At 72.7% G+C, this 23,638-nt stretch carries 22 protein-coding genes; 11 read left to right on the top strand and 11 right to left on the bottom strand.

Going from position 1 to position 23,638, the window contains the following annotated elements:
• Nucleotides 1-7: 7 nt before the first annotated feature.
• Nucleotides 8-556, bottom strand: coding sequence for a hypothetical protein (locus BJ981_RS07415; RefSeq protein WP_239139309.1), 549 nt, complete (start codon nt 554-556; stop codon nt 8-10).
• Between the two features lie 65 nt (nt 557-621).
• Nucleotides 622-1,584 carry a helix-turn-helix transcriptional regulator gene (locus BJ981_RS07410; protein WP_184609217.1) on the bottom strand — a complete coding sequence of 321 codons (963 nt, stop codon included), beginning with the start codon at nt 1,582-1,584 and terminating at the stop codon, nt 622-624.
• A gap of 63 nt (nt 1,585-1,647) precedes the next feature.
• On the opposite strand from BJ981_RS07410, the gene BJ981_RS07405 reads away from it, so the two are divergent.
• The gene (locus tag BJ981_RS07405; RefSeq protein WP_184609216.1) at nt 1,648-2,763 is read left to right on the top strand and encodes an epoxide hydrolase family protein; all 1,116 of its coding nucleotides are present in this window, start codon (nt 1,648-1,650) and stop codon (nt 2,761-2,763) included.
• Nucleotides 2,764-2,827: 64 nt separating this feature from the next.
• Here BJ981_RS07405 and BJ981_RS07400 read toward each other — a convergent pair whose 3' ends face one another.
• Entirely contained in the window at nt 2,828-4,009 is a 1,182-nt protein-coding gene (locus BJ981_RS07400; RefSeq protein WP_184609215.1) for an MBL fold metallo-hydrolase, read from the bottom strand.
• 224 nt (nt 4,010-4,233) lie between these two features.
• On the opposite strand from BJ981_RS07400, the gene BJ981_RS07395 reads away from it, so the two are divergent.
• Together BJ981_RS07395 and BJ981_RS07390 are read left to right on the top strand one after the other, a co-directional pair.
• Entirely contained in the window at nt 4,234-4,944 is a 711-nt protein-coding gene (locus tag BJ981_RS07395; protein WP_184609214.1) for an SRPBCC family protein, read from the top strand.
• 156 nt (nt 4,945-5,100) lie between these two features.
• The gene (locus BJ981_RS07390; RefSeq protein WP_184609213.1) at nt 5,101-5,583 is read left to right on the top strand and encodes a hypothetical protein; all 483 of its coding nucleotides are present in this window, start codon (nt 5,101-5,103) and stop codon (nt 5,581-5,583) included.
• Nucleotides 5,584-5,724: 141 nt separating this feature from the next.
• On the opposite strand, the gene BJ981_RS07385 is transcribed toward BJ981_RS07390, so the two are convergent.
• From BJ981_RS07385 to BJ981_RS07375, 3 genes are all read right to left on the bottom strand, one after another.
• On the bottom strand, nt 5,725-6,519 hold the full coding sequence (locus BJ981_RS07385) for a DUF1707 SHOCT-like domain-containing protein (protein ID WP_184609212.1): 795 nt from the start codon (nt 6,517-6,519) through the stop codon (nt 5,725-5,727).
• A 328-nt stretch (nt 6,520-6,847) separates the two neighbouring features.
• On the bottom strand, nt 6,848-7,270 hold the full coding sequence (locus tag BJ981_RS07380) for a helix-turn-helix domain-containing protein (protein ID WP_184609211.1): 423 nt from the start codon (nt 7,268-7,270) through the stop codon (nt 6,848-6,850).
• Nucleotides 7,271-7,473: 203 nt separating this feature from the next.
• Nucleotides 7,474-8,190 carry an ArsR/SmtB family transcription factor gene (locus tag BJ981_RS07375; RefSeq protein WP_184609210.1) on the bottom strand — a complete coding sequence of 239 codons (717 nt, stop codon included), beginning with the start codon at nt 8,188-8,190 and terminating at the stop codon, nt 7,474-7,476.
• A 121-nt stretch (nt 8,191-8,311) separates the two neighbouring features.
• Between BJ981_RS07375 and BJ981_RS07370 the strand changes: the two genes are divergently transcribed.
• Nucleotides 8,312-9,541: an MFS transporter gene (locus tag BJ981_RS07370; RefSeq protein ID WP_184609209.1), complete on the top strand. Its 1,230-nt coding sequence runs from the start codon at nt 8,312-8,314 to the stop codon at nt 9,539-9,541.
• A 73-nt stretch (nt 9,542-9,614) separates the two neighbouring features.
• Here the strand turns inward: BJ981_RS07370 and BJ981_RS07365 are convergent, their stop codons facing one another.
• The 3 genes from BJ981_RS07365 to BJ981_RS07355 form a co-directional block, all read right to left on the bottom strand.
• Nucleotides 9,615-11,246, bottom strand: a complete 1,632-nt coding sequence (locus BJ981_RS07365; protein WP_184609208.1) for an outer membrane protein assembly factor BamB family protein — start codon at nt 11,244-11,246, stop codon at nt 9,615-9,617.
• A gap of 8 nt (nt 11,247-11,254) precedes the next feature.
• A complete protein-coding gene (locus BJ981_RS07360; RefSeq protein ID WP_184609207.1) occupies nt 11,255-12,853 on the bottom strand; it encodes a carboxylesterase/lipase family protein in 1,599 nt (532 codons plus the stop codon).
• Nucleotides 12,854-12,972: 119 nt separating this feature from the next.
• Entirely contained in the window at nt 12,973-13,635 is a 663-nt protein-coding gene (locus BJ981_RS07355; protein WP_204070321.1) for a TetR/AcrR family transcriptional regulator, read from the bottom strand.
• A gap of 90 nt (nt 13,636-13,725) precedes the next feature.
• Here BJ981_RS07355 and BJ981_RS07350 point away from each other — a divergent pair, with 90 nt between their 5' ends.
• On the top strand, nt 13,726-14,742 hold the full coding sequence (locus BJ981_RS07350) for a zinc-binding dehydrogenase (RefSeq protein ID WP_184609206.1): 1,017 nt from the start codon (nt 13,726-13,728) through the stop codon (nt 14,740-14,742).
• Nucleotides 14,743-15,657, top strand: coding sequence for an LLM class flavin-dependent oxidoreductase (locus BJ981_RS07345; RefSeq protein ID WP_184609204.1), 915 nt, complete (start codon nt 14,743-14,745; stop codon nt 15,655-15,657).
• A gap of 112 nt (nt 15,658-15,769) precedes the next feature.
• On the opposite strand, the gene BJ981_RS07340 is transcribed toward BJ981_RS07345, so the two are convergent.
• Nucleotides 15,770-16,348, bottom strand: a complete 579-nt coding sequence (locus BJ981_RS07340) for a DsbA family protein (RefSeq protein WP_184609202.1) — start codon at nt 16,346-16,348, stop codon at nt 15,770-15,772.
• Nucleotides 16,349-16,598: 250 nt separating this feature from the next.
• Here BJ981_RS07340 and BJ981_RS07335 point away from each other — a divergent pair, with 250 nt between their 5' ends.
• Both BJ981_RS07335 and BJ981_RS07330 read left to right on the top strand, forming a co-directional pair.
• Entirely contained in the window at nt 16,599-17,864 is a 1,266-nt protein-coding gene (locus tag BJ981_RS07335) for a styrene monooxygenase/indole monooxygenase family protein (protein WP_184609200.1), read from the top strand.
• Between the two features lie 40 nt (nt 17,865-17,904).
• The gene (locus BJ981_RS07330) at nt 17,905-18,327 is read left to right on the top strand and encodes an STAS domain-containing protein (protein WP_311745342.1); all 423 of its coding nucleotides are present in this window, start codon (nt 17,905-17,907) and stop codon (nt 18,325-18,327) included.
• Between the two features lie 6 nt (nt 18,328-18,333).
• On the opposite strand, the gene BJ981_RS07325 is transcribed toward BJ981_RS07330, so the two are convergent.
• Nucleotides 18,334-18,858, bottom strand: a complete 525-nt coding sequence (locus BJ981_RS07325) for a VOC family protein (protein ID WP_239139310.1) — start codon at nt 18,856-18,858, stop codon at nt 18,334-18,336.
• A 160-nt stretch (nt 18,859-19,018) separates the two neighbouring features.
• Between BJ981_RS07325 and xylB the strand changes: the two genes are divergently transcribed.
• The 3 genes from xylB (at nt 19,019) to BJ981_RS07310 (ending at nt 23,637) form a co-directional block, all read left to right on the top strand.
• Nucleotides 19,019-20,428, top strand: coding sequence for a xylulokinase (gene xylB / locus BJ981_RS07320; protein WP_184615764.1), 1,410 nt, complete (start codon nt 19,019-19,021; stop codon nt 20,426-20,428).
• Nucleotides 20,429-20,505: 77 nt separating this feature from the next.
• Nucleotides 20,506-21,165, top strand: coding sequence for a DUF998 domain-containing protein (locus BJ981_RS07315; RefSeq protein WP_184609197.1), 660 nt, complete (start codon nt 20,506-20,508; stop codon nt 21,163-21,165).
• Between the two features lie 132 nt (nt 21,166-21,297).
• Complete coding sequence (locus tag BJ981_RS07310) at nt 21,298-23,637, top strand: sensor histidine kinase (protein WP_184609195.1); 2,340 nt, start codon at nt 21,298-21,300, stop codon at nt 23,635-23,637.
• Nucleotide 23,638 lies beyond the last annotated feature (1 nt).

Here is a 23,638-nt window from a genome sequence, read left to right as displayed (position 1 = left end):
GAACCGGTCAGGGGGTGTAGATCTCCTGGAACTTCACGATCTTCCCCTGGTGGACGGTGATCAGCGCCGGGCGCGGATACGCCTTCATGCGCGAGATCAGGACGCTGCGCGAGCACCGCTTGTTGCCGAGGCCCTGCCGGTTCACGGTCAGCTCGCTCTGGTCCCGGCACCCGAGGGCGCTGTAGAAGGCCACCTTCGACGAGACCGGCGAGGCGTACGCCCGGTTGTCGCCCTCCGGCGGGCCGGTGAACCAGCCCTGGGTGTTGCCGGACTTGTCCTTCACCCACTTGATCGGCTCGTACTCCGCCACCCCGCCGCTGTAGTGCGTGACCCAGCCGCGCAGGATGCCGTCGTGCCGCGGCGAGATGTGCTTGGTGAAGTCGTGGCGCGGGTCCGGCTGGAAGGTCGTGCCGAACACCTTGGGCGGCTTGAACTTCGGGATCGTCGCGGCGTCGGCGGTGACCGCCCCCACGGTGAGCGCGGCGGCCACCGTCGCGGTGACCGTCGCGGCACGGGCCAGAGCGCCGAACGCCGTCCGCTTCCTGAAAGTCTCCATGTCAGATGAGAGTGCCGAATCCCGCCGTCGGTTCGCGGGCCCGGCCGTGTTTCGTCTCCCAGTGGTCAGGAGGGCACGGCGCGGGCGTAGCGGCCGGCGAGGGCGCGGATGTGGTCGACCAGCTCAGGCGGCTCGGTGACCTCGAAGTCCAGGTCGAGCAGCCCCAGGTGAACGGCGAGGGTGTGCGGGGTGTCGGCGCCGGTGTGCAGCACGCAGGTGTGCGCGTCGATCGCCTCGACGACGCCGACCGCCGGGTTGATCCGTTCGGTGACGGCCTCGGCGGGGGCGTGGACGACGACCCGCGCGCGGTACCGCCAGGCCGCCGCGGAGGCTCCCCGCGCGACGTGGGCCGCGGCGCCGCCCTCCGGGGGGTCGCGGGGCGGGAAGCGGGGACCGGTGGGCGTGCGCGGGGAGAGGCGGTCGACGCGGAAGCTGCGCCAGTCCTCGCGGTCGGCGTCCCAGGCGACGAGGTACCAGCGGCGTCCCCAGGACACCAGCCGGTGCGGCTCGACGGTCCGCACGCCGGTCGTGCCGTCGTGGGCCGCGTAGTCGAACCGGAGCCGCTCGCGGTCGCGGCAGGCCGCCGCGAGCGTGCTGAGCACGCCCGGGTCCACCACGGGGCCGGGGCGGTCGGGCGGGACGGGCTCGGTGTAGGTCTGCAGGGCGTTGACCCGGTGGCGCAGCCGGGACGGAAGCACCTGTTCGAGCTTGGCCAGGGCGCGGACCGAGGTCTCCTCGATGCCGGCGACGGCGCCGCCCGCGGCGGTGCGCAGCCCGACGGCGACGGCCACGGCCTCCTCGTCGTCGAGCAGCAGGGGCGGCATGGCGCTGCCCGCGCCCAGGCGGTAGCCGCCGTCGGTGCCGCGCGTGGCGTTCACGGGGTAGCCGAGCTCGCGTAGCCGGTCGACGTCGCGGCGGACGGTGCGCTCGCTGACCTCCAGCCGCCCGGCGAGGTCCGCGCCCGTCCAGTCCCGCCTGGCCTGCAGCAACGAGAGGAGGCGCAGCAGCCGCGCCGAGGTCTCCAACATGGGTCCCAGCCTGCCAGGACTATAGGACAGAGGTTGACCGGAAGGGTGCGTAGCGTTCTTCCCATGAGCGAGAACACCGAGATCAGGCCCTTCCGCATCGACGTTCCCCAGGCCGTGCTGGACGACCTGCGTGACCGGCTCGGCCGCACCCTCTGGCCGGACGAGCTGCCGGACGCCGGCTGGGACTACGGCGTTCCGGTCGCCTATGTGAAGGAGCTCGCCGAGTACTGGCGCGACGGATACGACTGGCGGGCGCACGAGGCCGCGATCAACCGGTATCCGCAGTTCACCACCGAGATCGACGGCCAGAACATCCACTTCCTGCACGTGCGCTCGCGGCACGAGAACGCCCTGCCGCTGGTCCTCACGCACGGCTGGCCGGGTTCGATCGTGGAGTACCTGCGGATCATCGACCTTCTCACCGACCCCGAGGACCCGGCGCAGGCGTTCCACGTGGTCGTCCCGTCGCTGCCCGGGTTCGGCTTTTCCGGGCCCACGACCCAGAAGGGGTGGAATCGCTACCGCACCGCGCGGGCATGGGCGGAGCTGATGCGGCGGCTCGGCTACGACCGCTACGGCGCGGTGGGCAACGACGGCGGGTCGTTCGTCTCACCCGAGGTCGGGCGGATCGACCCCGAGCACGTCGTGGGCGTACACGTCACCCAGATCTTCTCGTTCCCCTCGGGCGACCCGGCCGAGTTCGCGAGGATGACCCCGGAGGAGCACAAGGCGCTGGAGGTGCTCCAGTGGTTCAACGAGAACAAGATGTCGTTCAACATCCTGCACTCCCAGCAGCCGCAGACGCTGTCCTACGCCATCGTCGACTCGCCGGTCGGGCTGCTGGGCTGGAACTCCCAGCTCTTCGGCGACACCGTGGACGTCAGCGCCGACTTCGTCCTCACCAACACGATGCTCTACTGGGTGACCGGCACCGCGACCTCGGCCACCCGGTTCTACTACGAGGACGCCCACGCCGAGCACCCCAAGGAGCCGACGACCGTGCCCATGGGCCTCGCGATGTTCGCCGGGGACTTCGTGTCCATGCGCACGTTCGCCGAGCGCGACCACACCAACCTCGTGCACTGGAGGTCCTACGACCGCGGCGGCCACTACGCCGCGCACATCGTGCCCGACGTGCTGGCCGCCGACCTGCGCGACTTCTACGGCCCGCTGCGCTGACCCGTGGAGGCCGGACGGGCGTCACTCCCGTCCGGCCTTTGCCGCGTGGTTCAGCCGGTGAACCTCATCGTCCCGATCGCCGGCCCACGCGCACGCGCTGCAGGTCTTCTCCGATCACGACGGTGCCGTCGTAGTCCCGCTTGATCGTCGACCGCCAGTGCCCGGCCGGGATCTTCGGCGGCGTGGGCGAGGCGAGCGTGAGCGGCACGATGTGCGACAGGGCGAGGGTGCGCGCTCCGGCCCGCGTGGCGACGCCACCGATCTGGGTGATGTCGGTGTGGCAGCCGCGCAGACCCTTCACCATGAATTCCGCCATGCCGTGATCCAGCATGCCCTGGCCGTCCATGATCTCGTGTACCAGCACGTCGGTGTTCCGGGCCAGCTCCACGAGGTTGTCGCTCGGCGTGGTGTCGCCCGAGAACGTGACGCTGCCGTGGTCGGTGTCGAACCGGAAGCCGAACGCCGGGAAGGGCCAGTAGTGGTTGACCAGCGTGGCACTGACGCGCACGCGGTCGTCCTCGTACACGGTGAAAGGACGCATCCGGGGCGGTGACGGCAGATCGGCCGTCGCGTTCACCGAGAGGTCGTGGGGCACGATGAGGTCCCGGATGTCCGGTCCGAACGCGGCCTTGATGCCCTGGCTGTTCGTCGTGGTGGCGAACGCGGCCAGCACTCCGTTGTGGACGTCGGTCATGCCCGGGTGCGGGTTGTCCGGTTGGATCAGCTCCACCCCCGGCATCGGCACCCCGGGCGGCAGGCCCAGCGACGGCGGGCCGTAGACGTGGAGCTGACCGGCGTAGCCGTACTCCTGTCCGGGCAGCGGTCGTCCGAACAGCATCAGCGGCAGGTAGTCGCTGAAGTGGTCGGCGTGGAAGTGGGTCACGAACAGCGCCCGCAGCATCCCGTGGGTCACGCCGGCCGCGTACATCTGCCGGACCACGCCGCTCCCGCAGTCGACCACGTACGCCGCACCGTCGACCACCACGACCTGCGAGGTCATCTGCCGGTCCGTCATGGGTATCGGGCCACCGCCGGTGCCCAGCAGCACCACGTTCGTGCCGGACCAGTCCTGCTTGCCCGGCGCTGCCTGGGCCGATGCCGCGCCGGCCGCGGCGGGGGTGAGCATGGCGCCGGCCAGCGAGGCCACACCCGCCCCGCCGAGCGCACCGACGGCCTTGAGCACACTGCGCCGGGAGCTGCTCGATTCGGACGTCGCGCAGCAGGGGGACCCGGGGATATTCGTCATGAGACCACTTCCTTAGGTGCCCGCCGATGCTACGTGTCACAGACCACGTGGCACCTCGCACGCGGTGTAGTAATCGCAGGCCGGATGATGCGACACGTTGTCTGACGAAGCCTGGCGCAGTTAGAGGGTCTCGCTTTCGCTATTGCCTCGTGCGGCCAGCTTGTTATAGCTTCTAACAGAAGCGAGTACCGCTAACGCCAAGTCGGAGAACGAGGAGAACAGCCATGACGGACACCAGCCCGACCACGTCGCCGAACCCGCGGAGCCCGGCCGGCGCCGCGCGCGCCCTCCGCCGTGACCGGCGGCGCTCCGCTCTCGTCGCGATCCCGCTGGTCACGGCCGGGCTCCTCGGCGCCGTCGCCCTACCGGCCGGTGCGGCCACCGCCGGTCAGAGGGCGACGGCCGGTCACCTCACCCCGGATTCGCTGACCTGTCGCGGCGAGGGCATCGATCCCGCCGCCAAGCTTCACCATCGGACCGAGACCTTCATCAAGGCGCCGCTGAGCACCGTCTGGAAGCTGCACACCGACGTCGAGGGCTGGCCCTCCTGGCAGGCGTCCGTCACCGGCATGAAGCGGCTGGACCCGGGGCCGCTGCGGGCCGGGTCGCGGTTCCGGTGGACCATTCCGGCGCCCGCCACGCCCACGACGCCCGCCACCACCCTGGTCATCACCTCCACGGTCCAGCAGATCAAGCAGAACTCCTGCGTCCGCTGGACCGGGCCCGCGATCGGCGAGGGGTTGCGTATCGACCGGGGCGTCCACGTCTGGAACTTCGTGAAGGTCAAGGGCGGCGTCCTCGTCCGCACCGAGGAGAGCTGGACCGGCGACCAGATCGAGGCGGACCCGGACACCGCGATCCGCTACCTCGCCCCGGGCCTGGACGCCTGGCTGGCCGACCTCAGGACCGCCGCCGAGGCGCGCCGGAACACCTGACCTGGCGCTAAAGCGCTGTGAAAGCGCTGCTCGTGCCGCCACCCGCATGGTCGAGAGGTGAGCCGGAACCCAAGCGGCGGACACGGCCGAAGCCAGGCCGGCTCCGACAGACGCGAAGGGACCGAAGGCTCGGACAAGAGACGAAGGGAAAGGGACATGAAGACCACGCTGAAAGTCGGCGTCGCAGTCGCGGCGGCAGCGTTCTCGATCATTCCTGCGGGAACGGCGACCCCCGCGGCCGCGGCGCCCCTCGCCCAACCGGCATCGGCCGCGCACGCCGAGGGATCCACCCACGCGAGCACGGCGGCACGGGCCAGCTGGCACACGCAGCGGCACGAAGCGCTGGGCCCGTTGCGGTCCCAGGACACCGGTATCTGGAAGCGGCCGTCGGGTGTTCGGATAATGCAGGTCAAGGCCCGCTGCTGGGACCAGTCGCGGAAGGGTGCGCGGTTGAACATCACGCTCATATACCGGCGCCGCTGGGGCAACGGCGATGGGGTCGCCAAGGAGGCCCGCGGAGCCTGCAACGGCCAGTACATCTACGCCCGCATCCACAACGCCGGGCACGAGAAGTACTACGCGAGCTTCTCCGTTAACAAGCGGCACACCGTCGAGTACTGGGTGCAGTACTACAAGTAACCCGCTACAAGCGCCAGGCGTCACCCGTCCCGTGCGCGGCATCCCGTATGCCGGGCACGGGACAGGCCTATTCCGCGTCGCGTGGCCAGGACGGCTCGAAGAGGCGAGGACCGTTCCCGGGGGTGGCCGAGGTGCCGGAGGTCACTTGGGGAGCGGCTGGACGTGGATGTTGCCGTGGGCGTCTATGGAGATCAGTTCGCGGCGTTGGATGCCGGATCTGCTGGCGTGGATGGCCCAGACGATGGCCCAGACGAGGCACGTCAGAAGGGTGATCGCGGCGTGGGCGATGTGGACTCCGGGATTCAGCGGCTCGCCGTAGGTCAGCACGGCCTGCCAGCCGTGGCGGCTCTCCAGGCGCCAGCCCATGGCGAGGCGGTGGGTGATCTGCTGGTCCAGGATCTGCTGCAACTGGTGCGGCGGGAGGGACTCGCCCTGGTAGCCGGGGTCGCCTTGGTGGCCGGGACCGCTCCCGGGCGGCAGGTGGGACCCCTGCGGGGAGAGCGGCCCCTGCGAGTAGGGCCCCTGGGAGTACAGCCCCTGGGGGGTCGCGCTCTGGCCGTACGGTCCTTGTGCGTACGGCGTCTGTGCGTACGCCCCGGATGAGTACGGCCCCTGAGCGTGCGGGCCTGGCGAATAGGAGCCCGGCGGGTACGGGCCCGGCGAGTAGGAGCCCTGGGAGTGGAGGTCCGGCATCTGCGGGGTCTGTTGCCAGGGGGTGTGCTGGGTCTGGGGGTGGGACGGCGGGTAAGGGGTGGCCTGGAGGTCTCTGACCAGGTCCTGGAGGTCGCCGCGGTAGCGGGCGGTCTGGGTGCGTTCGAGGCGGTCGTCCAGTTCGGCGCGGGTGAGCCGGCCGGTTCCGTACGCCTCGCTGAGGAGGGCGGTGACCTGGTCACGGTCGGCGTCGTCGGCGCGAAGGTTCGGGTTGCCGTGCACCATGGTTACCCTCTCCAGAATCCGGGTGGAATATTGATATGTCAGGCTGTATGTCCGGAGATTGCGCAAACCGTCACGATCACGGTCGGCTGCCGGTCCACCACCGACGAGTCGGAGGGCCGGCCCGGGGCGCGGGTGCCGAACTCGGAAACCCTAGATGCTTTCTCCTGGCGTCGAGGTGGGTTCACCACTTTATGGGCAGAATCCGGCCTACTCCAGCCACACTAAAACGCGAAACCGGCGGACGCGCGCCGCGCCCGCCGGTCGGCCGTCGCCCCTGCGCCCCCGCCGTCCCGGGAGTGCCGCGGCGGCATCTCCCGTCCAGCGAAGATCACCGGTCGAGCTGGTACTGCACGAACATCAGCCGGTTGCGTTCCTCGGGGGACAGCTCGTACGCCTCGCACAGCGCGGAGACGTCGCGGGCGGTGGGGCGGACGCCGCCGCTCTCGATGCGGGTCACCCGTTGCTCGTCGATGCCCGCGCGCCGTCCGGCGTTGGCGGCGGACAGCCCGGCGCCCTCGCGCAGGCGCCGCAGCTCGGCGGCCAGGTAGGCGCGGGTCACCGGGGCGGGCGCGGCGGTGGTCTGGGAACGCGCGGCCACGTCGGACGGCTCGGGCGTGGAGTCGGGCAGCAGCGCGGAGACGACGAGCACGACTATGGCGAGCGCCGTGAGAACCGCACCCGCGGTGATGACGGTGCGGGTGGGCAACCGGCGTATATGGGCTCTGACGGTGACCAGCCGGCCATTGCTCAACCGGCGGACATACTCTCTGACCCTGACTTTCCTCATCTCCTCGACCGTACGGAATTCCTGAACGGCCAACATAGACCGGCACCGGTCATGTTTACCTGACTTCCGCGCGGTTCGCGGGCCCGGACGCCGGGATGAAAACCGGAAATAGAGTTATGGGCGGTTATGCGGTGAAAGACGGATAACCGGATGGGGGTCCCGCGGCGTCACGGCGCGGTGAAACCGGGCAGCAGGGACGGCAGTTCGGCCGCGCCGCGCGGGGTGACGGCGAGCTCGCGCGTGCCCTCCGCCGGTGTCACGAGCCCGCGCGCGACGAACGCGTCGAGCACGGCCTTGCCGAGGACGCCGCCGAGGTGGGGCAGGCGGTGGGTGCGGTCCAGGCAGGCGGTGGCGAGCTTGCGGCGCCCGGGGCGCACCGCGTCCAGGTCCACGCCCAGCGCGGCGAACGGGGACGGATCGCGTCCGAGGGCGAGCGCGCTCTCGCGGCCGTCGGGCGGCAGCAGGGCGCCCCGCTCGACGAGCGTGGCGAACAGGGTGACGCCGAGCAGCCCGGCCGCGTGGTCGTAGCAGGTGTGGGCGAGGTCGCGCGCGGTCGCCCGCCACCCGGGGGTCGCGGCGAGGTCGGCGTGCGCGTACCTGGCCAGGGCGGCGAGCACGTCGGCGACGCCGGGGGAGGCGACCTGGTAGACGGCGTGCCTGCCGGTGCGCGTGACCGTGACCAGCCCGCTCTCCCGCAGCCGCGCGAGATGGTTGCCGAGGCGCGGCGCGGACACGCCGAGCGCGTCGGCGAGCTGGGTGAGGGTGTGGGGCCCTTCGGCGGACAGGAGCTGGAGTGCGGTGAGCCGCACGGGGTCGGCCAGTTCGCGGGTCAGCGCGAGGACGGACGCGAGGACGGGCTCGCGTGAGTCGACCCATCCGGTCATCGCGCACCCCCTCTCCCCTTCGGAGCCTAGCAAGTTTCACGGAATCCTGAAGGATGGGTGTTTGACGGACAGGTCGGCGGTTACTTTCACCTTTAAGGTAATCCTGAAAGGTGGATGTGTCATGGTCGTAGCGCCGAGCCGGGGGTACGAGCGCCGGGACGAGGTGCGCGCGGCGGCGGGGCTGCGACGCCTGCTGTGGGGGCGGGGCGTCTCCGCGCTCGGGGACGGGCTGTGGTTCACCATCTGGGCGCTCTACTTCACCCGCGTCCTGCACATGCCGCCCGTCACGGTCGGCCTGGCCATGGCCGTCGCGGGCGGGCTCGGCCTCGCCACGGCGATCCCGCTCGGCGCCCTGGCCGACCGGTTCGACGCCCGCCTGGTCCTGGTGTCGGTCACGGTCGTGCGCGGCGTGGCGATGGCCTGTTACGCGCTTCCCGCGGACACGTGGACGTTCGTGCTGGTCACCGCCGTGTTCGTGGCCCCCGCCAACGGCGCGACCGCCGTGCGCACCGCGCTGGTCGCCGCGCTGGTGCCCGGGACCGAGGCGCGCGTCGCGGCGCTGGCACGGCAGCGCGTCGCCCAGCACGTGGGGTACGCGCTCGGCGCCGCGGCCGGCTCGGCGGTGCTGGCGGCCGACGACGCCTCGGCCTACGCCGTGGCCGTCGTGGCGAACGCCGCGAGCTTCGCGCTGCTGGCCGCGCTGACGCTCGCGGTCCCCGCCACGCCCGCGCGCCCGGCGCGCGAGGGCCGGCCAGGGGCGGGGCTGGTGCTGCGCGACCGTCCCTACCTGGTCGTCATGGGCGTGACGTCGCTGCTGTCGCTGTGCTGGGCCATGGTCTCGACCGGGCTGCCGCTGTGGATCGCCGGATCCACCCGGCTGCCGCTGTGGCTGAGCGGCGTGGCGGTGTTCGCCGGCTCGGCGGGGATCGCCGCGCTGCAGATCTTCGTGACCCGGTTCACCGGGACGGTCGCCCGCGCGGCGCGCACCGTCGTCTGGGCGGGCGTCCTCCTCGCCGTGAGCTGCGTCCTGCTCGCCACCACAGGCGGAGCGGCGGGCGTGTGGGGGATCGCGGTGGTGATGGCGGCGGCGCTGTTCCACCTGGCCGGTGAGCTGGGCTACGTCGGCGGGAGCTGGGGCCTGTCGGTGGCCCTGATGCGCGAGGACGCGCGGGGCGCCTACCAGGGGGCGTCGGAGGCGGCCACGGCGACGGTGCAGATGTTCGCGCCCGCCGTGTTCACGCTGGCGCTGACGACGTTCGCGGCGGGCGGGTGGCTGCTGGTGGCGGCCGTCTTCGTGGCCTGCGCGCTGCCCGTGCCCGCGCTCGCGCGCTGGGCCGGGCGCACCCGGTGACGACGGTCACGGCGCGCCCGGCCCGCGGGGTACCACGGAACTCAGGACCTCAGGGCTGCAGAACCTCGACGCCTCAGGACTTCAGGCCGAAGGCGAGGAAGACCGAGCCGTTCGGGTTCGGGTAGGGGGTGAAGAAGTAGCCGGACTGGACGTACACCATGCCGTGCGAGACCACGGCGCCGCCGCCGCCCGACACCGCGCCACCGCGTCCGGGCAGTCCGTTCACACCCTGGACCTCCTGGATGGTGTCGTACGCCCACAGCACCTCGCCGGAGCGCGCGGAGTAGGCGCGCAGCTTGCCGTCCATGCTGCCGAGCCAGACCAGGCCGGGCGTGGTGCTCACGGCCGGGCCGTGGCCGAGGCGGCAGACGTTCGGGAACTGCGCCGCGCCGCCGGTGGTGCAGCCGTCGGACGGGTTCGGGGTCTGCCACAGCAGGTGGCCGGTCAGCGGGTCCAGCGCGAACAGGGTGCCGGGGTTGGCCATGTACGTGGAGACGTACAGCCGCTCGCCGTCGAAGCTGGTGCCCCACTGCACGCCGGACAGGCCGCCGCCGGGCATCGGCGTGGAGAGCTGCCGCTGCCAGACGATCTTGCCGGTGCGGGCGTCGAGGACGTGGAAGACGCCGGCCTTCTGGCCGATGCCGATCAGCGTGCGGCCGTGGGCCCTGATGATGTTCGGCGAGGCGCCGAGGTCGAAGTCCAGCGCGGTGCCGTCGGGGAAGTTCGGGCAGTACTGGCGGTCCTCGGGCGTGGGCAGCGAGCACTCGATGCGCCAGGTGTCCACGTCGGTCATCCTGCGCGTCCAGCGGGGACGGCCGGTGTCGGCGTTGATGGCGAGCACCGAGTCGTAGTGCCCGGCGCTGCCGGTGTAGTTCTGGCCGGTGCCGACGTAGACGGTGCGGGTGACCGGGTCGATGGCGGGCGAGCTCCACACCCCGGCCCCGGACGGCCCGTACTTCGGCTGGCCGTTCGGCCACGTGCCGTCCTGCTCGGGCTTGGGCGTGGTGTAGAAGCGCCAGATCTGCTTGCCGGTGTCGGCGTCCAGGGCGTTGAGGTGGCCGCGGAAGGTGCAGCAGGCGTGCTCCTTGCCGAGGATGTTCTCACCGCTGGACACCCCGACGTACACCCGGTCGCCGTAGACCAGCGGGGAGCTGGTCACGATGGCCGTGATGGTGTCGTCGAGGCGCTGCGACCAGGCCAGCTTGCCGGTGCGCTGGTCGACGGCGTAGAAGTAGCCGCGGGTGTCGCCGAAGTACACCTTGCCCCTGGCCACGGCCGGGCCGTCCTGCACCGAGGTGCGGCCCTCGCCGACGGTGGTCAGGTCGAACTCCCACTTGGCCGCGCCGGTGGCGGCGTCGCGGGCGTACAGCTTGCCGTCGGGCGAGCCGAGGTACACGGTGTCGCCGACGACGGCGGGCTGGCTGCGGGGGAAGCCTGCCGCCTTTGGGTAGGCGAACGCCCACTTCAGTTCGAGGCCGCTCACGTTCTGCGGGGTGATCTTGCGCTCGTCGGGGTTGTGGCGCAGGCCGCGCGGGTCCTTCTGCCACATCGGCCAGTCGCCCCGGCCGCCGTGCCCGAACTCGGACGGCGTGTCGGACGGCGGCGCGGCGGCCGTCACCGATCCGGTCGCGGACGGTGCGGTTAACACGGCGAGACAGAGCGCGACGAGCGCCACTCCCGCGCGGGAGAGCCGTCTGCGGTTCATGTCCCCTCCTAGTCGACGTAGGGCGCGTGCTTGTTCCAGAACGCGCAGTTGTGCTGCCTGGCGATCTCGCGCGTGGCCACGCTGTCACCGGCGGGTACCAGTGACATGACGGCCGGGTCCCCGTGGGTGTACCGGGGCCACAGTGGGGTGCCGTCCACGGTCGGGTTGCCGGTGCGGGCGAAACCCGTCCACTGCGCGACGATCTGGGTGCCGAAGGTGCGCTGGTTGGCGCTGACGTCGGAGCGGGGCGGGCCGTACAGGAACGGCACCTCGCTGACGTGGTACGCGCCGTTGGGCTTGGTCTGGTCGAGGAAGAACAGCGGCGGGGCGTCGGCGTTGTCCACCTGGAACGCGAACACCGGGATCCAGCGCGACAGCCGCTCGTCGTTGAGCAGCGCGGGGCAGACCGAGTTGCTGTCCGCGACGATCGTCCGGTAGGCGATGAACGGCGCGGGCTCGGGGTACCTGTTCAACGGGTAGCGGGCGAACACCTCGGGCGCGAGGGATCCGTACTGCTGCTTCACCAGCGCCTCGTACTGCTCGGGGGTCGTGGCGGGCGCGAGCTGCACCTCGTCCCGTCCCACCCCGTGCATCAGCGCGACCCTGTTGACCTTCCCCTTCACGAACGCCTCCGCGGGGGACATGGTCAGGATCCTGCCGTCCACGATGGGCGCGAGCGTCCCGCGGTCGGGGGCGAGGCCGTCGGAGGACTGGTCGAGCAGCGTCTTGACGGGCAGCGCGCGCAGGCAGGCGGCCACGTCGGCGCTCTGCTCGCACTTCAGGGCGGTGGCGAAGCGCGCGCCCTGCGCCTGGGCCTCGGCCTGCGTGGGCAGGGCGGACTTGCAGTCCTGGATCTGCCAGGTCGTGTCGCCGCCGCGCAGCGAGTTGTACTCGCCGCTCTGCACGATGCCCTTCTGGAACAGTCCGGCGGCCAGGGGCGAGGCGGTGTGCGCGCAGACGCTCGATCCGCCGGCGCTCGCTCCGAAGATCGTGACGTTGCGCGGGTCGCCGCCGAAGCGCGCGATGTTGCGGCGCACCCAGCGCAGGGCCTCCTGCTGGTCGCTCAGCGCGTAGTTGCCCGCGTGCGGGCCGAGCGCCTTGTGCGACAGGAATCCGAAGATGCCGAGCCGGTAGTCGACGCCGACGTGCACGACGTTCCCGGCCTGGGCCAGGTAGGCGCCGGGGCCGGGCGCGCCGAAGCGGAAGCCGCCGCCGTGGAACTCGACCATGACGGGGAGCCCTCCCGCGCCGGTGTCGGCCGGGGTGACGATGGTGAGCTTGAGGCAGTCCTCGTTCTCCGAGGGGGTGCCGAGCACGCCCGCCTGGGGACAGGCGCTGCCGCGCTCGGTGGCCTGCAGGACGTCGGTCCACGGCGCGTGCCGTTTGGCGGGCGTCCAGCGCAGGTCCCCCACGGGGGGTTCCGCGTAGGGGACGCCGAGCCAGGAGCGGACGCCGTCGCCGGTCGTCCCGCACACCTGTCCGGTGTCGGTGGCGACCGTTGTGCCGGGGGCGCAGGCGGGGGCGGAGCGGGACGCCGCCTGCGTTGGAGTCATCATGCCGAGCAACGCGAGTGCCACGAGCGCGCTCAGCCCGTACTTAGGCTTCATGATGCGCTTCCCTCAGCTGATCGTTTGGGGTCATACAGAGCATGACAAGGCGAGTCAGATCGATCAATGGCGATGGTCATACCGGTGTGCCATAACGCCGGGGTGATCGGCGGGGGCCGTCAGTCCTCGCCGCCGTACCAGCGGGCGCCGTAGTTCTCCCAGGTCGGAGGGGTTCCGGGCAGGTCGGAAACCCGGGCGGGGGCGCGCAGTCCGTCGAGGGCGATGGCGAGCAGACGCTGGCAGACGCCGACCTGCTCGGGGGCGCGGCGGGGGATCCGGCTGAGGTGCTCGACCAGATAGGAGACGTCCAGCGGGACCAGGTCGCCGCGCACGCTGCCGTCCGCGCGGCCCCGCGCGGCGAGCTCCTCGATCAGCTCGCGGCCGAGCTCGGCGGCGGCCGTCATCTCGTCGGTGACGGCGATCGTGCCGGCGGCGGGGGCGAGCGCGCCGACCCGGGCGGCGACGCATCTGCGGACGTAGTGGGCGATGACCGACCATCCATCGCCGTCGCCGGCGAGCGCCTCACGCGCGGCGGCGATCGACTCGCGCATGGACAGCAGGCACAGCCGCTGGAGCAGCTCCTCCTTGCTGCCGTACCTGCGGTAGAAGGTGGCGATGCCGACGCCGGCCTCCTCGGCGAGCGCGGCCATGGGGGCGCCCGCGCCCTGCTCGGCGAAGACGGTGCGCGCGGCCTCCAGCACGAGGCGGTCGTTGCGCTCCGCCTCGGCCTGACGGCCCCGCCGCCGGGGCGGCTCCCCGGCCGGCTGTCTCGTCGCGCTCACCCGGGAATTATATGCGAACGGAGTGAATTGCTCCGTTATGTTAGTCGGAGCGATTCACTCCGATAGAGGATCTCGTGGAGAGGAGCGGTCATGCGTGCGGTATGGCTGCGGGAGTTCGGCGGCCCTGATGTGCTCGTGCCGGGGGAGGCCCCCGAGCCGGTCCCCGGCGCGGGCCAGGTGGTGATCGAGGTGGCCGTGATCGGCATCCCGTTCATCGAGACCCAGGTCAGATCGGGGTCGGCGCCGGTGCCGCTGCCCCGGCTGCCGATCATCCCGGGCAACGGGGTGGGCGGCACGGTCGTGGCCGTGGGACCCGGCGCCGACCCGGGGCTCGTGGGGACGCGCGTGGTGACCTCGCTCGGCGGCTCGGGCGGTTACGCCGAGCGGGTCGCGGCGGGCGTGGACGGCCTGATCCCCGTGCCCCCGGGGCTGGAACTCGCCCAGGCCGTCGCCCTGCTGGCGGACGGCCGCACCGCGATGGGCCTCGCCCGGGCGGCGGCGCTCAGGCCCGGCGAGTGGGCGCTGGTCGAGTCGGCGGCCGGCGGGGTCGGAAGCCTGCTCGTCCAGCTCGCCGTCAACGCCGGGGCCCGGGTGGTCGCCGCGGCCGGCTCGGCGGGCAAGCTCGCCCTCGCCGCCGAGCTGGGCGCCGAGGTCACCGTGAACTACGCCGAGGACGGCTGGGACGGCCGGGTGCGCGAGGCCGTCGGCGACGCCGGCGTCCAGGTCGTGTTCGACGGCGTGGGCGGGGCCGTCGGGCGCGCCGCGTTCGAGCTGCTGCCCCCGCGCGGGCGCTTCCTGGTGTACGGCGCGGCGGGCGGGACGGTGACGCACGCGACCGTCGCCGAGGTGTTCGCGCGCGGCCTCATCCTGATCACCGGCTGGCAGCTGTTCGCCTCGCCCGCCGATATCACGGCCATGGCCGGGGCGGCGCTGGAGGAGGCCGTCGCCGGACGCCTGCGGCCCGTGATCGGCCAGACGTTCCCGCTGGAGAAGGCCGCCGACGCCCACGCCGCCATCGAGGCGCGCGCCGTGCTCGGCAAGACCCTGCTCACCGTGTCCGATATCTCCTCCGATTCCCCCGCCACGTCCGTACCGAAGGAGCGCTGAATGTCCCTCCACATCGGAGTCGGCCTGCCCACCACCGGCCGCGGCCCCGGGTTCGCCGAGCTCGGCGACGTCCGGGCGCACGCCGTCCTGGCCGACGAGCTGGGGCTGGAGTCGGTCTGGGCCGCCGACCACCTGATCCCCGTGGTGCCCATCATCGACAGCACGATCGCGCTCGCCGCCGCCGCGGGGGCCACCTCGCGCGTCAAGCTGGGCTTCAGCGTGATGGTGATCGCCATGCGCCCGCTGGCCTGGGCCGCCAAGCAGATCGGCTCGTTGCAGCACGTCTCCGGCGGACGGGTGCTGCTCGGCGTCGGTTCCGGCGGGGTGCCGCACGGCACCGCCGGGTGGGAGGCGGCGGGCGTGCCGTTCGCCGAGCGCGGGGCGCGCACCGACGCCGCGCTCGCCGCGCTGCCCGGCCTGCTGGCGGGCGAGGCGACCGTGCTGCCGCACGAGCCCGGCCGCCCGAAGGCCACGCTCACGCCGTCCGCCGCCGTGCCGCCGATCCTGGTCGGGGGGAACGGGAAGGTGGCGCTGCGCCGGGCGCTGGAGTACGGGGACGGCTGGTTCCCCTCGGCGATCGCGCCGAGGACGCTCGCCCGCCAGGTCGCGCGGCTGCGCGAGGAGGCCGCCGAGAAGGGGAGGCCCGCGCCGGTGGTCACGGTCGGCGTCCCCGCGGTCCTCGGCGGGGGCCGGGCCGAGCGCGAGGCGGTCGCGGCGGCGGTGGCCCAGGGTTACGGCGTGCCGCCGGAGGAGGCGCGCGAGATCCCGGTGAGCGGGGACGCGCGCGAGGCCGCGGAACAGCTCGCCGCCTACGCCGAGGCGGGCGCCGAGCGGGCCGTCCTCATGACCGACCGGCCGGACTGGACCCGCCACTTCGAGCGCATGGCAGAGGTGAACGCGCTGCTCAACGGATGAGCGCGCCCCGGTGACGGCGCGACCGCACGGCCTAGGCGGAGATCGCACGGCCGCGCCGCGGCGAGGATCAGGCGTCGCCGCGGCGACGGTCAGGCGGTGACCGCGGCGACGGTCAGGCGGTGACCGCGGCGACCGCCGAGGCGATCATCTGAGGGTTGGCCGGAACGGGCACGCCCTGGACGAAGACCGTCGGCGTCGCGTTCACCCCGCGCCGCGCGGCCGCCGCCGTCACCGCCGCCGCCCAGTCCACGTACCGGTGCGCGCGCACGCACACCGCGAAGCTCGGGTCCTCGACCCCGGCCGCCGGGCCGAGCGCGATCAGCTCGTCGTCGGTGAGGCCGGGCCCGCCCTCGGGGGGCTGCTCGACGAATAGCGCGTAGTGGTACGGCACGAACCCGCCGTGGTCGGCGGCGCACCCCGAGGCCGACGCCGCCCGCGACGAGTACCGGTTGGTGGACGCCGCGTCCAGGAAGGCCATCGGGTGGTACACCAGCGTGATCGCGCGGCTCTCCACCAGCTTGTCCAGGGTCGGGCCCGAGGTGAGCGCGAACTGCTTGCAGAACGGGCACTGGAAGTCGATGTAGGCGTCCACCGTGACGGGGCCGATGCCGTGGACGACGCCGTCCCCGGTGTTGGTGGCGCCCGCGGGCACCGGGACGGGTGGACCGTCCGGGCCGTCGGGAATGCTCATGCGCATCCTTCCTGGGACGTTTCTGGCACTCACCAGTAGAACGGCCAGGCCGGGCAACGGTGTCCTCCCGCGGGCCCAAAGATCGAACAAAGTGTGCCGGGCATGATCCGGTGGTCCCGTCCACCGGGAAAGCGCCCGGCCGTTACGCGCCGACCAGCCACGACGGCGACGCCGACCGTACGCCAAGCTTTCGTTGACCGCATGCCAAGAGACCTGCTCCTCAATCGACGGCAAAGGAAGGAGACGGAAGATGACGAGCAGTGGCATCGGCATCGTCGGCACCGGGATCTCGGGGCTGACGCTGGCCCTGCGCCTGCAGCAGCTCGGCGTCGAGGTGACCTTGTACGCCGAGAAGACGGCCGACGAGCTGCGCGCCGGCCGGCTGCCGAACACGGTCGCGCGCATGCGGCGCGCCCAGGAGCGCGAGGAGATCCTCGGCAGCGTCCACGGCCGGCTGGAGGGCAGCCTGGTCAGCGGCGCCCGCGTCCACGTCGGCGGCACGCCGCCGCTGGAGTTCCGCGGGACGCTGGCCGATCCGTTCCACGCGGCCGACTTCCGCGTCCTGCTGCCGGCCCTGTACGACGACTACACCGCGCGCGGCGGGCGGGTCGTGCCGACACCGGAGCCGCCGGGGGCGCGCGAGGTGGACGCCTGGTCGGCCGGGCACGAGCTGATGGTCGTGGCGGCGGGCCGCCGCTCGGTGGCCGAGCTGTTCCCCCGCGACGGCCGCCGCTCCCCCTACGACCGCCCGCGGCGCTCGCTGCTCGCCGGCCTGTACACGGGGGTGACGTTGAACGGCTTCTTCAGCTACAACGTGTCGCCCGGCGCCGGCGAGGTGTTCTCGTTGCCGATGGTGGCGCACGGCGGGATGGTCACCGGGATCCTCGTCGAGGCGATCCCGGGCGGCCCGATCGAGCCGGCGACCAAGCTCTCCTACCGCGAGAACCCCGGCCTGTTCCTGCACCTGCTGGAGAAGACGCTGGCCGAGCACGCCCCCCGCCTCGCCGAGCGGATCGAGCCCGGCGCGTTCGACCTGCTCGGCCCGGACGACGTGCTGCAGGGCGGGGTGACCCCGGTGGTCCGCAGGCCCTTCGCGACGCTGCCGAGCGGGCGGATCGCGCTGGCCATCGGGGACGCGTGGATCACCAACGACCCGATCACCGGGCAGGGCGCCAACCTCGGGTCGCACTGCGCCTGGGTCACCGCCGACGCCATCGCCGGGGGCGGCCCGTACGACGAGGAGTTCGCCCGGTCGCTGGCCACGGAGATGTGGAAGGTCGCGGGCCCGGTGACCGACTGGACGAACGCGTTCCTCGGCACGCCCCCCGACCACGTGCTGCGCCTGTTCGGCGCCGCGGCCCGGGATCCGTTCGTGGCCGACCACTTCGTCAACCTGTTCGGCGATCCGGTGCGGGCCTGGGCGCTGCTGGGGGATCCGGACGCGGTGGACGCGCTGCTGGCGTCCCGGGCAGGGCTCTTGAGCGAGGAGGGCTCACCCGCGACCGGTGAGGTGTGAGAATCTCTAAGTGGCCATTCAGGATGGATCGCGGCATACCATGCACAGATCCGCCGAAAAGCTACGTCGGAAGAAGGGACGCACCTCCATGCCAGCGTCACAGCACGGGCCTCATGTGGAAATCCGTGTTGAGCGGCTGGAGCATTGCACGGTGCTCAGCGTCGTGGGCGAGCTCGACTTCGAGGGCACGCCGATGTTCTACGCCCACATCGACGGGGCATGGTCCTCCGACCAGGAGGGCCCCCGTGTCGTCATCGACCTCCACGAGGTGCGCTTCTGCGACTCCGCGGGGCTGGGCGCGCTCATCTACGCGTTCAACCAGGTGACCTCGGCCAAGGGACGGCTCCTGCTGGCCGCCGTCCCTCTCCATCTGCGGCGGCGGATGCGGATCAGCGGCCTGGAGCGTCACCTGCAGTCGCGCGAGACGGTCGAGGAGGCCGTCAAGGAACTCGGCGAGCCCTGACGGGGCTCAGCCGGCGACGGAGACGCCGATCCCGCCCCGGGTGGTCGCGCCGTAGCGCTCCTTCTCGCGGGCGATGTCCAGCGGCTGGATGCTGGAGCGCCCGGCGATCGTCTCCTCGGTGATCAGCGACGCCGGGACCAGCCAGGAGACCTCGAACTCCAGCCCGTCGGGGTCCTTGGCGTACAGGGCCTTGGTGGTGGAGTGGTCCGAGGCGCCGACCAGCGCGCCCATCTCGCGCAGCCGTACGGCGATCTCCTCCAGGTCGTCCAGGGTGTCGACCTCCCAGGCCAGGTGGTACAGGCCGACGGTGGCGGCGCCCGCCTGGGAGGGGCCCGCGGCCTTGCCGATCTGGAAGAGCCCGAGGTCGTGGTCGTTGCTGGACCCGGGCGCCTGGAGGAAGGCGGCGCCGGGGAAGCCCATGACGACGCGGAAGCCGAGGGCCCGCTCGTAGAAGGCGACGCTGCGCTCGACGTCGCGCACGTACAGGACGGCGTGGTTGAGGCGGTGGACGGGCATGGCGGTCTCCCCCATTTGTTGAACTCTCAACCAATTCTAGCCCGAGTCATTTGAGGGTTCAACTATTGCCGAGGACGAGGTCCTGGCGGCGAGGTGGCCGGCGTCGGCCGTCCGTACCATGGACTGACTCGGGAGGGCCGTGGACACGTACGTACCCAGGAAGGCCGGCGAGGGGGTGGCCCGCGTCGCGGGGGTCGACTCCTCGACGCAGAGCTGCAAGGTCGTCGTCAGGGACGCCGAGACCGGGGCCCTGGTCCGCGAGGGCCGCGCGCCGCACCCGCCCGGCACAGAGGTCGACCCCGGACGCTGGTGGGCCGCGCTGTCCCGGGCCGTCGAGGACGCGGGCGGCCTCGGCGACGTGGACGCGCTCGCCGTGGCGGCCCAGCAGCACGGCATGGTCTGCCTCGACGAGCGCGGCGAGGTCGTCAGGGACGCGCTGCTCTGGAACGACACCCGGTCCGCCGGCGCCGCCCGCGACCTGGTCGCCGAGCTGGGCGGGCCGCGGGCGTGGGCCACAGCCGTGGGCAGCGTGCCCGTGGCGTCGTTCACCGTGACCAAGCTGCGCTGGCTGGCCGAGCACGAGCCCGGCGACGCGGCCCGCACGGCGGCCGTGTGCCTGCCCCACGACTGGCTGACCTGGCGCCTGGCCGGAGCGCACGGCGTCGAGGCCCTCACCACCGACCGCGGCGACGCCTCGGGCACGGGCTACTGGTCGCCCGCCACTGGTTTCTACCGCTTCGACCTGCTGGAACGGGCACTCGGCCACCGCGCGCACGTGCCCCACGTGCTGGGGCCCACCGGCGAGGCCGGCCGGGCCGAGGCCGCGGCGAGCGCGGGTCGCGGCGAGGGCGTACGGCTCGCGGCGGGCACCGGGGACAACATGGCCGCCGCGCTCGGCGTCGGCGCCCGGCCCGGCGACGTGGTGATCTCCATCGGCACCTCGGGGACGGCGTTCGCGGTCGCCGACCGGCCCTCGTCGGACGAGTCCGGCGCTGTGGCGGGCTTCGCCGACGCGACCGGGCGCTTCCTCCCCCTGGTCGCCACCCTCAACGCCGCCCGCGTGCTGGACGCGGCGGCCGGCGTCCTCGGCGTCACCCCGGCGGGACTGTCCGACCTGGCGCTCCAGGCGCCGCCCGGGGCGGACGGCCTGGTCCTGGTGCCGTACCTGGAGGGGGAGCGGACGCCGAACCGGCCCGGCGCCACCGGCTCGGTGCACGGGCTGCGGCTCGCCAACTCCACCTCCGCCCACTTCGCCCGCGCGGCGGTGGAGGGCATGCTGTGCGGGCTCGCCGACGCCCTGGACGCGCTCGGCCTCGACCCGGCCCGGGTGCTGCTCATCGGCGGCGGCGCCAGGTCCGAGGCGGTGCGCCGCGTTGCGCCGTCGGTGTTCGGGCGTCCCGTGCTGGTGCCGGAGCCGGGGGAGCACGTCGCCGACGGGGCCGCGCGGCAGGCGGCCTGGCTGCTCACGGGGTCGGCGGAGCCGCCGGCCTGGGCGACGGGGTCGCCGCGGACCTACGAGGCCGAGCCCCGGCCCGAGGTCAGGGCGCGGTACGCCGAGGCGACCCGGGGGTGCGTCCCCGAGTGACCCTGAGGCGTTCTCAGGGGTCGGATCAGGGGCGGCACCTGATGTTCGCGGAGCCGTTTCGGGGCAGTCTGGATCACATGCTGCCCCTCAGAAGGCTTTACCCCTTGATCGCCGCCTCCGGCATGCTGGCCGGGGCGGCCATGCTCGCGGCCGGCCAGCTCGACGCGCCGTACGACCGCGTCGACCTGACGATCGGCCGGTACGCGGCCCTGGAGCACGGCGGGTACACCGCGATCGCGCTGGCCCTGTTCGGGCTCGCGGTGCTGCCGTTGCTGGCGGGCCTGCGGGCCGTGCGGGCGCCCGTCTCGGGGTGGCCGGAGCGCCTGATGCTCGGCTGGGCGGGCGCGCTGGCCGGCGCCGCCGTCCTGCCCGGCACCGTCGTGGCGGACGTGCTCGTGGCGGCGGCCCTGATGTGCATGGCCGGGGCCTCGGCGCTGATGGTGCGCCGCTTCGGCGAGGACGCGCGCTGGACGGCGGCGGCCCGGCCGCTGGAGTGGCTGGCGCTCGGCGCGGGCGGCGGCCTGGCGGCGCTGATCTACGTGTCGCTGCCGGGCCACCAGGACATGGTGGGGCTCGTGCAGTGGGCGCTGTTCGCGGTGGACATCGCGGTCGTTCAGGTCCCGCTGGTGCGGCTCGTCCGGATGGTCTGGCTGGAGTCGGTGAGCGGTGCGCGGACCGGCCTGGAAAACACCGCAAGAGGCACAGCTCATGCCACAGCCGTACTAAGCCGACACTAGCCCCCGAAGGGATTAATTCACCAAATATCACAGATTCATCAAGAAGAGCACCCGTCACGATGCTAGTCTCTTCGGCGATCTTCACCCTCGGCTGCCGGTCCGTCACGGCACCCCGCCGACCGATGAGGTGTCATGGCATCGAGCAGGTCCATCCGATTCAAGATCACCGCCCTTCTCGTGATCCCGCTCCTCTCCCTCGCCGCCCTGTGGATCTTCGGGGCCGCGGTCACGACGCGGGAGTCCGCCAACCTGCTCTCGGTCTCGGCCCTCTACGACAACATCGGCAGGCCCGCCGAGGACCTCACCATCGCCCTGCAGCACGAGCACGTGCTCTCCGCCGAGTACCTCGGCGCCCGCTCCCAGCGCAACCGTGACGCGCTGATCGAGCAGCGGCAGCGCACCGACGAGTACCGCGAGCGCATGCGGCGGCTCGCCCTCGGCCCCGACGCCCAGCAAGCCCTCTCCACCCCCGCCATGCGGACCGGCTTCGCCGACGCGATGGCCGCGATGGACCGGCTCGACGCCACCCGCTCCGCCGTCGACGTCGGCTCGGTGGACCTGCCCGCGCTCACCCGGGAGTTCGCCAAGTTCTCCGACGCCATGCAGCGGCTCGTCACCAGCATGAGCGTCGTCAACGACGTGTCGATCCAACAGCGCACGCGCGGCCTCATCGCGATGGCCTACTCCAAGGAGTTCCTCACCCGGGAACGCGCGCTCGCCTCCGGGGCCCTGATCGCCGGCCGGACGATGCACCCCACCGAGCGGCGGCTGTTCGCCCGCCTCGTCACCACCCGCCGCTTCCTGTTCGACCAGGCGCTCACCGAGCTGCCGGCCGGCGTCCGCGAGCCGTTCGCCACCCTGGCGGCCTCCGGGTCCTTCCACCGGCTCACCGCCATGGAGGACGCGCTGCTGGCCGGGCCCGGCCTCGAATACTCCCACGAGCAGCTGCGGTCGATCACCGACGAGGTGGACGGCTCCTACCAGAGGACGCTCACCCAGGCGGGCGAGACGCTCGTCGCCGCCGCCCGGCCGATGGCCGTCGGCAGCTTCGTCCGCGCCGGGATCGCCGGCGTGCTCGGCCTGCTCGCCGTCGTCACCTCGCTCATCGTCGCCGTCCGCGTGGGCAGCGGCCTGAGCAGGGAGCTCAGGGAGCTGAGGAACTCGGCCACCGACCTGGCCGGCGTACGGCTGCCGCGCCTCATCGACCGCCTGCGGCGCGGCGAGCAGGTCGACGCCGACGCCGAGGCGCCGCCGATCACCGTGCGCTCCACCACCACCGAGGTGCGCGACGTCGGCACGGCGTTCGGCACCGTCCAGCGCACCGCCGTGCACAGCGCCGCCGAGCAGGCCCGCGTCCGCGACACCTCGGGCAAGGTCCTGCGCAACCTCGCGCGGCGCAACCAGACGCTGCTCCAAGCCCAGCTCAAGGTGCTCGACGGCCTGCAGCGCTCGGTGGAGGACCCCGACATCCTGCGCGAACTGTTCCGCGTCGACCACCTCACCACCCGCATGCGCCGGCACGCCGAGGGCCTGGTCGTCCTCGCGGGCGGCAACCCCGGGCGCACCTACCGCGACGACGTGGCCGCCATCGACGCCCTGCGCGCCGCCGTGGCCGAGGTCGAGGACTACACGCGGGTGCGCGTGCTGCCCATGCCGAACGTCACCATCGCCCGCGACGCCGCCGCCGACGTCATCCACCTGTGCGCCGAGCTCGTCGAGAACGCCACCAGGTTCTCCCCGGCCGCCACCGACGTCACCGTGCGCGGCGAGCTGGTCGCGCGCGGCCTGGCGGTGGAGATCGAGGACCGCGGGCTCGGCCTCACCGACGAGGAGCAGTGGGCGCTGAACGCCAAGCTGTCCAGCCCTCCCGAGTTCGACCCCACCGAGACCGACCGGCTCGGCCTGCACGTCGTCGCCCGCCTGGCGGCCCGGCACGACATCCGGGTCGAGCTGCGCGCCTCCGCCTACGGCGGCACCACGGCGATCGTCCTCCTCCCCGACTCCCTGACCACGGTCCACCGCGCCGACACCACGCGCCCTCCGATACGCGCCCTCACCCCCGTCCCCACCCCCGACGCCCGGACGTCCGTCCCCGCCCGGCTTCCCGCTCCCGACCCAGGCGCCGAGACGTCCGACCCGACCCCGCTTCCCGACCCAGAGACGCAGGCGTCCGGCCCCGCCCACCTGCCCGGGAAGGCGCCCAAGCCCGGCGACGCGGCTCCGGATCCCTCCTCCCCCTCGGAGTCCTCGGATTCGCCGGACTCCTCGGGCTCTGCGGGCTCCACGGGATCCCCAGGAGGGGGGCTGCCCCGGCGGGTCCGCAAGAAGAGCCCCGCGGCCCAGCCCCAGTGGGAGCGGCCTGGGACACCGGAGGAACGATCCCCCGAGGAGGCCAGGGCATTGCTGAGTTCCCTGCAATCCGGCTGGCGGCGCGGACGTGCCGCCGGCGAACAAGACGGCGAGGAGGTGTGAG

The organism is Sphaerisporangium krabiense (genome assembly GCF_014200435.1).
GTDB classification, from domain to species: Bacteria; Actinomycetota; Actinomycetes; order Streptosporangiales; family Streptosporangiaceae; genus Sphaerisporangium; species Sphaerisporangium krabiense.
The sequence above is the reverse complement of the archived record's forward strand: the minus strand, read 5'-3'. Positions and strand labels throughout refer to the sequence as shown.

Coding starts and splice junctions, on each gene's coding strand:
- BJ981_RS07415 (WP_239139309.1), bottom strand. CDS start 556: ATGGAGACTTTCAGGAAGCGGACGGCGTTCGGCGCTCTGGCCCGTGCC.
- BJ981_RS07410 (WP_184609217.1), bottom strand. CDS start 1,584: ATGTTGGAGACCTCGGCGCGGCTGCTGCGCCTCCTCTCGTTGCTGCAG.
- BJ981_RS07405 (WP_184609216.1), top strand. CDS start 1,648: ATGAGCGAGAACACCGAGATCAGGCCCTTCCGCATCGACGTTCCCCAG.
- BJ981_RS07400 (WP_184609215.1), bottom strand. CDS start 4,009: ATGACGAATATCCCCGGGTCCCCCTGCTGCGCGACGTCCGAATCGAGC.
- BJ981_RS07395 (WP_184609214.1), top strand. CDS start 4,234: ATGACGGACACCAGCCCGACCACGTCGCCGAACCCGCGGAGCCCGGCC.
- BJ981_RS07390 (WP_184609213.1), top strand. CDS start 5,101: ATGAAGACCACGCTGAAAGTCGGCGTCGCAGTCGCGGCGGCAGCGTTC.
- BJ981_RS07385 (WP_184609212.1), bottom strand. CDS start 6,519: ATGGTGCACGGCAACCCGAACCTTCGCGCCGACGACGCCGACCGTGAC.
- BJ981_RS07375 (WP_184609210.1), bottom strand. CDS start 8,190: ATGACCGGATGGGTCGACTCACGCGAGCCCGTCCTCGCGTCCGTCCTC.
- BJ981_RS07370 (WP_184609209.1), top strand. CDS start 8,312: ATGGTCGTAGCGCCGAGCCGGGGGTACGAGCGCCGGGACGAGGTGCGC.
- BJ981_RS07365 (WP_184609208.1), bottom strand. CDS start 11,246: ATGAACCGCAGACGGCTCTCCCGCGCGGGAGTGGCGCTCGTCGCGCTC.
- BJ981_RS07360 (WP_184609207.1), bottom strand. CDS start 12,853: ATGAAGCCTAAGTACGGGCTGAGCGCGCTCGTGGCACTCGCGTTGCTC.
- BJ981_RS07350 (WP_184609206.1), top strand. CDS start 13,726: ATGCGTGCGGTATGGCTGCGGGAGTTCGGCGGCCCTGATGTGCTCGTG.
- BJ981_RS07345 (WP_184609204.1), top strand. CDS start 14,743: ATGTCCCTCCACATCGGAGTCGGCCTGCCCACCACCGGCCGCGGCCCC.
- BJ981_RS07340 (WP_184609202.1), bottom strand. CDS start 16,348: ATGAGCATTCCCGACGGCCCGGACGGTCCACCCGTCCCGGTGCCCGCG.
- BJ981_RS07335 (WP_184609200.1), top strand. CDS start 16,599: ATGACGAGCAGTGGCATCGGCATCGTCGGCACCGGGATCTCGGGGCTG.
- BJ981_RS07330 (WP_311745342.1), top strand. CDS start 17,905: ATGCACAGATCCGCCGAAAAGCTACGTCGGAAGAAGGGACGCACCTCC.
- BJ981_RS07325 (WP_239139310.1), bottom strand. CDS start 18,858: ATGGGGGAGACCGCCATGCCCGTCCACCGCCTCAACCACGCCGTCCTG.
- BJ981_RS07315 (WP_184609197.1), top strand. CDS start 20,506: ATGCTGCCCCTCAGAAGGCTTTACCCCTTGATCGCCGCCTCCGGCATG.
- BJ981_RS07310 (WP_184609195.1), top strand. CDS start 21,298: ATGGCATCGAGCAGGTCCATCCGATTCAAGATCACCGCCCTTCTCGTG.